Source organism: Algoriphagus sp. (assembly GCF_029254265.1).
Taxonomy (GTDB): domain Bacteria; phylum Bacteroidota; class Bacteroidia; order Cytophagales; family Cyclobacteriaceae; genus Algoriphagus.
The window spans coordinates 163,398-172,572 of the sequence record NZ_JAQWXX010000025.1 but is presented as its reverse complement, the minus strand read 5'-3'; the positions used below and the strand labels follow the sequence as shown (position 1 = coordinate 172,572).

Sequence of the window (9,175 nt, the reverse complement as noted above, 5' to 3'; positions counted from 1 at the left end):
ATCTACCAATTTACGCTTGAATTCTTCAGAATACTTCCGGTATGGATTGATCCTTTTTCCCGTTTTTAGCATTTTTCAAGTAGCTTTAAAACGGTCAACCTATATCAGGGAATGACATACGACCATAGTATATTTCCTTTTGGGTTAATAGCCCAAAGAAATTTAAACTCTTAGCACCTTCGTAACAATCAATTATCTATGAAAGCAATTATCTGTAATCAATTTGGTCTTCCTGATAGTCTCATTTTTGGTGAACTCCAAGATCCTAAACCGGCAAAAAATCAAATTCTCATCGCTGTGGAGGCATGTGGAGTTAATTTTCCAGATGTGTTGATTATTCAAGGGAAATATCAATTCAAACCGGAATTGCCTTTTTCTCCAGGTGGAGAGGTCGCAGGGAAAGTCATTGAACTGGGTGAAGGAGTGACCCAATTTCAAGTGGGGCAATCTGTTTTGGCACTCTGTGGTTGGGGTGGTTTTGCAGAAAAAGTGGCTGTGGATGTGGATCGGGTTTTTGCCATGCCTCCTGGATTATCACCAGAGATTGCGGCGACTACACTATACACTTACGGGACTTCCTTTCATGCACTAAAGGAACGGGCAAAACTCCAAGAAGGGGAAACACTTTTGGTTTTGGGTGCAGCCGGGGGGGTTGGATTGGCAGCAGTGGAACTAGGAAAACTAATGGGAGCCAAGGTAATTGGCGCTGCATCAACAGATGAAAAGCTTGAATTGTGCCGAGAAAAGGGAGCTTCAGAAACGATCAACTACACCAGCGAAGATCTGAAAACCCGAATCAAAGAGTTGACTGGAGGAAAAGGGGTGGATGTAATCTATGATCCAGTCGGGGGTGATTTTACGGAAGCCGCATTAAGAGGAATTGCCTGGAAAGGGCGCTATTTGATTGTGGGTTTTGCAAATGGTGAAATTCCTAAAATCCCAATGAACCTTCCCCTTCTGAAAGGCTGTGCGATTCTGGGAGTTTTCTGGGGACAGTTTTCAAAGTTAGAAGCCAAACAAAGCTTTCAAAATATTGCCCAATTGGTACAATGGATCAAAGCCGGAAAAATCGAGCAACATATCAGAAAGCGATATTCGCTGGAAGAATCTCCACAGGCCTTGCAGGCTTTACTTGATCGCAAGATGTTAGGCAAAGGAGTTGTCCTGATTTAACACAAAAAAAGGCTGGGAAAAACCCAGCCTAAATATTTTTTTAAAAAAAGTTTTACACAACAGCTTTCACAGTTACTTCGATATTTCCGCGTGTTGCTTTAGAGTAAGGACAAACTTCATGAGCGGCATCTACGAGTTTTTGAGCGTCTTCCAACGATGCTGCATGTGGGATTTTCACTTCGATATCCACGGCTAAGCCAAAACTTCCAGGACCATAATTTCCCAAGTGAACTTTAGCTTTGATCTCAGAATCTCGCAAACTGGTTTTGCCTGCTACTGCTCCTAGAGCTCCTCCAAAACAAGAGGCATATCCTGCTGCAAAAAATTGCTCAGGGTTAGTTTTCCCTCCTTCTCCACCAATTTCCTTTGGCATAGCCACATCAAAATCTAGCAATCCATCATCTGTTTTCACATGACCTTTTCTTCCTCCGGTATTAATTGCTACTGCTGTGTAATCGATATTAAGTTTTTCCATTTTCTGAATTTTTCAATGATTTTAAACTATCTAACAACTCTAAAAGACTTTGGTTTATTGAATCGAGCGAGAGATCCAGAAATTCTGAAAGTAATTCATCAAATTTCATCAAACTTGCTTCTACTTTGCTTTGAAGAGACTTTCCGGGATAGGTCAATTCTGCAGTTACTGTTCGTTCGTCTGCTTCTCCTCGCTGTCGTTTCACATAGTTCATCGCCTCCAATTTTTTAAGAAGCGGAGTTAAAGTTCCAGAATCCAATTCGAGTCGCTGACCTATTTCATTGACTCGTAACCCATCTTCTTTCCACAATACAGCCAATACCAGATACTGTGGATAAGTCAATCCAAATTCTGTTAATCTGCTTGTAATAAGCTGAATGAAAATTCGAGAACTGGAATAAAGATGTAAGGCGAGGTCCTGTGAAGCATTCATAGAGAGTGTTTTTTGATTGAATACAATCTAACGGAATAAAATTAAAAAAGGAATCAAAATTTAATTTTGATTCCTTGATTTAGGTTAGAATTGGAGGTTATAAAGAGAGTCCATTTTCATAATTATAATGTAATCTAGAGTTGGCTTCTTCATCTCCGATAAATACTTGAGCGATGGGATCCCATTTTAAGGATCGACCAAGATCGTGAGCAATATTTCCTATTGTACAAACAGTGCAAGTGCTATGTCCCACTTCCACAGGAACAATTGGGTCTTTTCGCATTAATACCGAATCAATAAAGTCTACATGATGCGGAGAGAAAGCCAATTGCTCCTTGGAAAAACTCATCTCACATTCTTTTACAGAAGTATCATAATTTCCCCGTGAAACAGTAATCCATCCTTTTTCTCCGACAAATTTTACCCCTTGTCTATTAGTGTCATCAAAAGGTGAGACAATCATCTCTATTCCATTTGCATAGCGGTATTTCATCGGCTCTTCGCCTTTATCCACAATAATTTCCACAGGCCCATTTCTGTCCATTCCGATTCCCCACTGCGCAATGTCAAACATATGAGCTCCCCAATCTGTCATCAATCCTCCTCCTGTCTTCTTGTACCAGCGCCATGCGCCCCAAGCTTTCTCATTTTCTTCCGGATTTATGCTAATCGGAGGATTAAGATCTGGGAAATAGGGAACTGCCGGAATCGGGCCGTTCCAAGTTTTCCAATCCAATCCAGTAGGGATAGGCTGAGCTTCAAAATCTATTTCCTTTGGAAATGGAGGTGTGCCAACATTAGCATAGACGGTTTTTATTTTCCCCAAATAGCCCTTTTGAACCATTCTTACCGCATGCTGGAAATTTGCGCCGGCACGTTGCATACTTCCCACGGCTAATACAATCCCATTGGACCGAACTGCTTTCACTAATTCCTGACCTTCTTTGACAGTAAAAGTCAATGGCTTTTCCAAATAAATGTCTTTTCCAGCTTTGCACGTATCGATAGCCATCAAAGCATGCCAGTGATCTGGAGAAGCTATTACCACTGCGTCCACATCGTCTCTTTTGAGCAGGTCTTTGTAATCTGCATAAAGACCAATTTCTCCAGGTTTTCCGCCTCTCTCCAAATACAATTTCTCTGCTCGGATTTTGAATCGGTCTAGTTTTATTTTATACACATCAGCTGCTCCAATGACTTCCACATTTGGGTTTTTCATAAAATTCCCCAATAATCCCATGGCTTGTCGACCGACTCCAATGAATCCAAGGCGGACTTTTGAGGTGTCTTTTAATTTTATGGCTTTGGATGAAGCTCCAAAACTAAGTTGCGGAAGTGCGCCGAGTCCTGCTGTAGTCAGTATTGAAGTGGCAAGGAATTTTCTTCTTGAAAAATTGGATCTGCTCATGATTTTAGGTTTAATGAATTGACTGGGAATAAATTACAGCTTTTCTTGACTTTAGTGAAATTATGTTTCTGGAATTTGACAAAAGGAGAAATACCTTTTTGGAAACTCTTTTGGATTTTTGATACTTTAGAATGCTATGACAATCCAACAACTTGAATACCTTATCGCGGTGGATAAACACAGGCATTTCGGAAATGCTGCAGAAAGCTGTTTTGTGACTCAGCCAACGCTAAGTGCACAATTGAGTAAGTTAGAACGAGATCTGGGTGTGATTCTTTTTGATCGGAGCAAAATGCCGGTAATTCCGACTGAGATTGGGGTTCAGATTATTGCTCAGGCAAAACGAGTTTTATCCGAAAGCAAAGGGATTTTTGAGCTTGTTGCCCAGCTGAAAGGTGATATTTCCGGAGTGGTAAAATTGGGAATAATCCCAACTTTAGCCCCTTACTTGCTTCATTTATTTATCCGGAACTTTGTTGTAAAATATCCTAAGGTAAACCTCGAGGTTCAGGAAATGATCACCGAGGAAGTAGTAAAGAAACTCAAAAATGATGAGTTGGATTTGGGGATCATTGTCACTCCATTGGACGAGCCGGGGATTGTGGAAAAACCAATGTTCTATGAGAAGTTTTATGCATACCTTTCAAAGGACCATCCCCTTTTAGGAGAAGAATTTTTTGATCCTGCAAAAGTGAAAAAGGAAGATTTCTGGGTTTTACAGCAGGGACATTGTTTTCGAGATCAAGTACTCAACTTATGCGATCAGACGATGAGTGGTCCAAAGAATTTTCACTATGAAAGTGGTTCTTTAGAAGGTTTGAAAAATATGGTTAATCGTTATCAGGGGGTGACTTTATTACCTGAGTTAGCGACAATGTTACTTTCGAAGGAGGAGAGAGCTCGGCTAAGACCATTTCATGGTACAGCACCTACGCGAGAGGTCAGTATTATTTTAAATCGAAGTTTTCTAAAACAAAAACTGGTAGAACTCCTTTACAATGAAATAACTGCAGCGGTACCTCAGGAAATGACTTCCAGGGCTCACGGGAAAATCATTCGTTTTAAATAATTAGTGGGATTTGATTAACACGTAGTGATCTGCTAAATCTCCGGTGATAATTTTACCATTAATGTCGAGATGCCAAATTCGATTTTCTCCAACTTTATACTGGTTAGGGCCTGATGTGACATTGGTTAATGTGATTATAGAACCAGCCTCATTCCAGGAAAAAGATCCTCTTTTTTCTTCCTCTAAGGCATCATTTCTTCCCAAGTAATCCGTAAACAGGAGATAGGTTTGATCAGGATTTAAAGTCAAAATTGTTTCTATCCCCTCACAGTTTGCACATGGTAAGGTACCTTTGTAAGTCCCATTCCAATCGAGGGAATTCATGGAGTTATGAGAATCTGGTTTCTTTACTGATTCCTTAATTTTAGTCTCATCGACCGATAGTATAGTGCTCTTGTTTGAATTATCACATGAAAATAAGATAGTGGAAAGTAGAAATAATTTGATTGCTGAAGTTTTCATTGTAATCAAGAGTTGGGATTAAAAGGAGATTGGCACTCCTGTTCGAGATCGTCCTATCGCAAATATTTCAACACTGGCTAAGAACTCTTTTTTCAAATATTTTGAACGAAGATAATCTTTTTGAGCATTCTCAATTTCCCCTATATTTCTATAAACTTCCCACCTTAACTCGAAATTTTGAGCGATGTATGGGTTTTCTTCCGAGAGCTTATTGAGGAGTTTTAGAGCCTTATCGTATTTTTCTTTTTTTATCAATTTTTGTGCTTGCTCTCTTTCCTCAAAAGGACTGGGTTGGTTGAGGAAGGTGTCAAATTTGAAAAACAACAAATAACTCCTTGATCGTGGTTTATCTTCAAGAAGCTCAGGATACCAATTTGATTCTAAATATGCCAGTGCCCTGAGGGATTCTGTTTTGAATATCTCATCGGTTGATTCTAAAACCAGCAAACTGTCAAACATCCCCTTTTCATTGATTTTGATTGAAAATAGAACCTGTCCCTTTTTTTGTGTTTGTAACCCTTCGGAGGGATATCGGACATTTTCTGAAAGGATTTGGTCAATGGATGCTTTTGGACCAACTAGGTTAAAAGGGCTTTCTACCTGAGCTTGGGTTTCAAAACAAGAAAGAAGGCATAAAAACAAGAAGGAGTAGAATATAAGAAATTTCAAAGCAAAGAATAATGTGTTTATAGAAAACTAATATTTGAAAAATATCTTTCAACTCAAAAATTTAAATAAGATTTCCAGAGGATTGATTTTTAATAAGGATACTACTTGGAAGGTTAATATTTAGCTCTTAATCTAGAGAAGTGAGGCTTTTATGTACCTCGGGATATACGATGATGACGAATTCTGCAAGCATTTTTTGCTTGAAATACTCCGCAAGCATCAAGTCCTTCTTAGCTAAAACTGGCAAGTTTAAGGACTCATATAATTCTGCTCGCTCAAGGTATAAGTTGGAATCGTAGGGATTGGCTTCAATTCTACCCGATATTCGCTTTTCGGGGCTTTGCATTAATTGCGTATGTTCTTCTATCGGGATCATTTGATGTAATCGAGTCGAAGTGGACTTATTTTTAGAATACTTAAATTGAAAACTCATCAAATATGAATCGCTTTTGGCTCGATCTCCTAGATATTCAGGCTTCCAATTTTCTACCAATGCTAAGAATGCTCTTGTCACTTCCTCTCCTAGGACCTCATCGCCAGAGATTATAGCAGAAGAAAGCGGAAAACCTTGCGCATCAAAAGAAGCTTGAAGTATTACTGTGCCTTCCAAATAATTCATTCTTGCTTCGGCAGGATATTTTAAATTTCTAGAAAGAAATTGATTCATGTCATGTGCACTACCAGTAATTTCCTGTGCAAAGATGGAAGGAGCAGATGTAAGTCCTATAAAAATGGCAAAGAGGAGTTTTTTCATATGGAAGAACGTTTTATGTCATTAACGGACTGTCTATTATAAAGTTAAAAAAAACTAAGATTTAAAAACACCAAAATGCCAAAGAATCCCGCTTGGGTCATGAAGAAAAAATTCACTCCCCCAATCGTTGATTTTGATTGTAGATAGGCGAACGCCAGGAAATTTATCTGGCAGTCCCAAAACTTTCATCGCTTCCCAATGGTGCTGAAGATCTTCTACCTCTAAAAACAGCATGGTATTATCTACCCAATCTTTAACGTAAGCGTCTTGTAAATAAAAGGAGAGCTGTTCATTTACTTTTACCACAGACATTTGGGAACCAAGGGAATGGACACTAAACCCAAGTGTAGCATAGAAAAGGATACTTTCCTTGTAGTTTTTAGCGCCAATAAATGGACGAATTGATTTTGCAGGATGGTTCATACGCCAAATTGAGTTAAATGATGATCAAGGTGTTTAAAGAAGAGATTGTTCCATTCTCCAGCACTCATTGGCCCAAAGGAAAGAGATTCTTTGCCTTCAAAATGTGAAGCTCCCAGATCTCGTGTTTGCTCTATATAATTGATTAATCTAGCCTTTTCTTTTTCAAAATTTCTTCGATCAGATATAATAAATGCAGGAGCTGTTCTTGAGTTTTTAGGATAGGGAGTTTCATTGACAACGCCATTTTTTACAAAAGTCTTTAGCAAAAACCGTATGAAGGCATTAGGCTTTGGGTATTTATCAGTGAAGGCCATATCATATGCGACTACACAGTGAGCTAGCATCTGGTCTACCGACATTTTCCCCCATAGTGCCGGAGTATCAGGATTTAAAGCATTGATTCTAGCGATTAATTCAATGCTTGTTTTCGGATCAAAAATGTTTTTCATCTTGTAAATGGCTAGGTTTTAAGGAGAGAAGTTAAAAAATATTTCATGAATCACCTCTTGAGGCTCCAATTGAAGAAAATAAGAATGGAGAAATATTTTAGTATAAATTGGTTTATATTGTAAACCTATTTATATTTGTTCCGTATAGAATGATATAAATCTAAAATCATGGAAAAAGAACTAAGCAGCAAAGAGTCTTTGGCCATCATCACACAGATGATCAGCAAAGCAAAGAAAGAAGCCGCAGGCGATGGAAGTTTCCAACTTCTGCTTTGGGGCTGGGTAGTTGCAATCTGCAACTTTGGGCATTATACCTTGGAGAAAATGGGTTACGAAATGCCTTACATAGTCTGGTTACTAATTATCCCTGCAGTTGGTCTGAGTATCTGGGATAATATTCGGAAGCGAAAAAGAGCTAGGGTCAAAACTCACTTGGATGAAATGCTGGCTGGAATCTGGATTTCTGTTTTTGTAGGAATGCTGATCACGTTAAGTTTTATGCCGACTTTGAGTTTTCAACAAAATCCCATCATTCTAATTTTAGCGGGAATAGGTGTGATTAGCACAGGGGTATTAGTGCGTGTCAAAGTAGTATTGGTTGGCGGTATTCTGTTAATGGTCGGATCTGTTATCGCATTCCTACTTCCTGTTATCGATCAGTATTTGGTAGCTGGAATTGCAATGATTTTTGGATATTTGGTACCCGGTTATTACCTGAAAACAACCTATCGTGAGCGAGTTTAAACCATTAGATCCCCTCTTACATTCTCAGTTGCGGCTTGCAGTGATGTCTCTTCTCATCTCTGTGGAGGAAGCGGAGTTCACTTTTCTAAAGGAAAAGACGGAATCTACCGCTGGAAACCTTAGCGTGCAGTTGGATAAATTAGAAAAGGCGGGATATATCTCCATAGAGAAATCTTTTCGGGGAAAAAGACCACTGACTACCTGTAGGATCACTGACAATGGACTTCAGGCCTTTGAAGAATATGTAGAAAACCTTAAAAAGTATATTCAATAAAAAATTTTCTCAATTTAGTTTATAATATAAACCAATTTACAATTATGAAAACGAACTCTAAATTTCTCATTTTGCCCATGATGATTGTATTGCTTGCCATGGGGATTCCTCAGGAATTAAAGCAAATGAACTACCTCGCCTACCTCAATTCCGACAAAGAAGCCTGGAAACAAAATGTGGGTTTTGCTTACAAGCTCTACCAAGACAAGCCTTCTGAAGAGGCAAAATTTCAGCTTGCCTTAACAGAATATGGTTTATTGAATGCCACCATGATTGATCAAGATGAAAAGCTATTCGATGCATATGCATCCGATTGCCAGGATCGCCTTGAAGATTTAACCGAAAGCAAAAAATACGGAGCAGAAGCCAAGGCGCTACTTTCAGGATTACTTGGTTTCAAAATGGCTTATTCTCCGATGAAGTCTATGTTTCTCGGGCCTAAAAGTTCAGCCTTATTGGAAGAGGCCATGAAGGAAAATCCGCAGTCTCCCATTGTCTTGAAGCAATATGCATCAAATCTTTATTTTACTCCTGAGATGTGGGGTGGAGATAAAGAACTTGCGCTCATTACTTATCTCAAATCCACAGAAAAATTTGTAGGAACTGATTTTGAAAAAAGTTGGATGCATCTAGATAATCTCGCTTGGACTGGAATTATTTATCAGGAATCAGGAAATCAAACTCTCGCTAGGCAAACATGGGAAGAGGCCTTGCTGATAGAACCAGATTTTTACTGGATCTCCAAGCAGTTGCTTCCTTCCTTGAATTAAAATTGATTAGAGGTTCTATTTTTGAAAAGGCAAGGATGCGTATTCTTGCCTTTTTTTGCTTAATCCTTGCAG

13 protein-coding genes are annotated in these 9,175 nt (G+C 38.9%); 5 read left to right on the top strand and 8 right to left on the bottom strand.

The window, feature by feature from the left end; genetic code table 11:
• Positions 1-198 precede the first annotated feature (198 nt).
• Positions 199-1,173: an NADPH:quinone oxidoreductase family protein gene (locus P8O16_RS03290; RefSeq protein ID WP_300310825.1), complete on the top strand. Its 975-nt coding sequence runs from the start codon at positions 199-201 to the stop codon at positions 1,171-1,173.
• Positions 1,174-1,225: 52 nt separating this feature from the next.
• Here P8O16_RS03290 and P8O16_RS03285 read toward each other — a convergent pair whose 3' ends face one another.
• The 3 genes from P8O16_RS03285 to P8O16_RS03275 form a co-directional block, all read right to left on the bottom strand.
• Positions 1,226-1,648 carry an organic hydroperoxide resistance protein gene (locus tag P8O16_RS03285; protein WP_300310823.1) on the bottom strand — a complete coding sequence of 141 codons (423 nt, stop codon included), beginning with the start codon at positions 1,646-1,648 and terminating at the stop codon, positions 1,226-1,228.
• Complete coding sequence (locus tag P8O16_RS03280; RefSeq protein WP_300310821.1) at positions 1,635-2,081, bottom strand: MarR family winged helix-turn-helix transcriptional regulator; 447 nt, start codon at positions 2,079-2,081, stop codon at positions 1,635-1,637. The genes P8O16_RS03285 and P8O16_RS03280 overlap by 14 nt, the downstream gene beginning before the upstream one ends.
• A 97-nt stretch (positions 2,082-2,178) precedes the next feature.
• Positions 2,179-3,489: a Gfo/Idh/MocA family oxidoreductase gene (locus tag P8O16_RS03275; RefSeq protein WP_300310819.1), complete on the bottom strand. Its 1,311-nt coding sequence runs from the start codon at positions 3,487-3,489 to the stop codon at positions 2,179-2,181.
• 136 nt (positions 3,490-3,625) lie between these two features.
• On the opposite strand from P8O16_RS03275, the gene P8O16_RS03270 reads away from it, so the two are divergent.
• Positions 3,626-4,558, top strand: a complete 933-nt coding sequence (locus tag P8O16_RS03270) for a hydrogen peroxide-inducible genes activator (RefSeq protein ID WP_300310817.1) — start codon at positions 3,626-3,628, stop codon at positions 4,556-4,558.
• Here P8O16_RS03270 and P8O16_RS03265 read toward each other — a convergent pair whose 3' ends face one another.
• The 5 genes from P8O16_RS03265 to P8O16_RS03245 form a co-directional block, all read right to left on the bottom strand.
• The gene (locus tag P8O16_RS03265; RefSeq protein ID WP_300310815.1) at positions 4,559-5,020 is read right to left on the bottom strand and encodes a copper resistance protein NlpE; all 462 of its coding nucleotides are present in this window, start codon (positions 5,018-5,020) and stop codon (positions 4,559-4,561) included.
• A gap of 18 nt (positions 5,021-5,038) precedes the next feature.
• The gene (locus P8O16_RS03260) at positions 5,039-5,689 is read right to left on the bottom strand and encodes an energy transducer TonB (RefSeq protein WP_300310814.1); all 651 of its coding nucleotides are present in this window, start codon (positions 5,687-5,689) and stop codon (positions 5,039-5,041) included.
• Between the two features lie 127 nt (positions 5,690-5,816).
• Positions 5,817-6,443: an energy transducer TonB gene (locus P8O16_RS03255; RefSeq protein ID WP_300310813.1), complete on the bottom strand. Its 627-nt coding sequence runs from the start codon at positions 6,441-6,443 to the stop codon at positions 5,817-5,819.
• A gap of 54 nt (positions 6,444-6,497) precedes the next feature.
• A complete protein-coding gene (locus P8O16_RS03250; RefSeq protein ID WP_300310811.1) occupies positions 6,498-6,866 on the bottom strand; it encodes a glyoxalase in 369 nt (122 codons plus the stop codon).
• Positions 6,863-7,315 (bottom strand): DUF1569 domain-containing protein, encoded by a 453-nt coding sequence (locus tag P8O16_RS03245; RefSeq protein ID WP_300310809.1) that lies wholly within the window; start codon positions 7,313-7,315, stop codon positions 6,863-6,865. Before P8O16_RS03245 ends, P8O16_RS03250 begins: the two co-directional genes overlap by 4 nt.
• A gap of 168 nt (positions 7,316-7,483) precedes the next feature.
• Between P8O16_RS03245 and P8O16_RS03240 the strand changes: the two genes are divergently transcribed.
• From P8O16_RS03240 to P8O16_RS03230, 3 genes are read left to right on the top strand one after another with little or no spacing between them, the layout of a single operon-like run.
• The gene (locus P8O16_RS03240; RefSeq protein WP_300310807.1) at positions 7,484-8,059 is read left to right on the top strand and encodes a hypothetical protein; all 576 of its coding nucleotides are present in this window, start codon (positions 7,484-7,486) and stop codon (positions 8,057-8,059) included.
• Positions 8,046-8,333 (top strand): transcriptional regulator, encoded by a 288-nt coding sequence (locus P8O16_RS03235; protein ID WP_300310805.1) that lies wholly within the window; start codon positions 8,046-8,048, stop codon positions 8,331-8,333. The genes P8O16_RS03240 and P8O16_RS03235 overlap by 14 nt, the downstream gene beginning before the upstream one ends.
• Positions 8,334-8,377: 44 nt before the next feature.
• Complete coding sequence (locus P8O16_RS03230) at positions 8,378-9,103, top strand: hypothetical protein (protein ID WP_300310803.1); 726 nt, start codon at positions 8,378-8,380, stop codon at positions 9,101-9,103.
• Positions 9,104-9,175 lie beyond the last annotated feature (72 nt).

Bases quoted from the DNA above. Each gene is read 5' to 3' on its own strand.
- P8O16_RS03280 (WP_300310821.1), bottom strand. From the start codon at position 2,081: ATGAATGCTTCACAGGACCTCGCCTTACATCTTTATTCCAGTTCTCGA.
- P8O16_RS03250 (WP_300310811.1), bottom strand. From the start codon at position 6,866: ATGAACCATCCTGCAAAATCAATTCGTCCATTTATTGGCGCTAAAAAC.
- P8O16_RS03240 (WP_300310807.1), top strand. From the start codon at position 7,484: ATGGAAAAAGAACTAAGCAGCAAAGAGTCTTTGGCCATCATCACACAG.
- P8O16_RS03265 (WP_300310815.1), bottom strand. From the start codon at position 5,020: ATGAAAACTTCAGCAATCAAATTATTTCTACTTTCCACTATCTTATTT.
- P8O16_RS03290 (WP_300310825.1), top strand. From the start codon at position 199: ATGAAAGCAATTATCTGTAATCAATTTGGTCTTCCTGATAGTCTCATT.
- P8O16_RS03275 (WP_300310819.1), bottom strand. From the start codon at position 3,489: ATGAGCAGATCCAATTTTTCAAGAAGAAAATTCCTTGCCACTTCAATA.
- P8O16_RS03285 (WP_300310823.1), bottom strand. From the start codon at position 1,648: ATGGAAAAACTTAATATCGATTACACAGCAGTAGCAATTAATACCGGA.
- P8O16_RS03270 (WP_300310817.1), top strand. From the start codon at position 3,626: ATGACAATCCAACAACTTGAATACCTTATCGCGGTGGATAAACACAGG.
- P8O16_RS03230 (WP_300310803.1), top strand. From the start codon at position 8,378: ATGAAAACGAACTCTAAATTTCTCATTTTGCCCATGATGATTGTATTG.
- P8O16_RS03255 (WP_300310813.1), bottom strand. From the start codon at position 6,443: ATGAAAAAACTCCTCTTTGCCATTTTTATAGGACTTACATCTGCTCCT.
- P8O16_RS03245 (WP_300310809.1), bottom strand. From the start codon at position 7,315: ATGAAAAACATTTTTGATCCGAAAACAAGCATTGAATTAATCGCTAGA.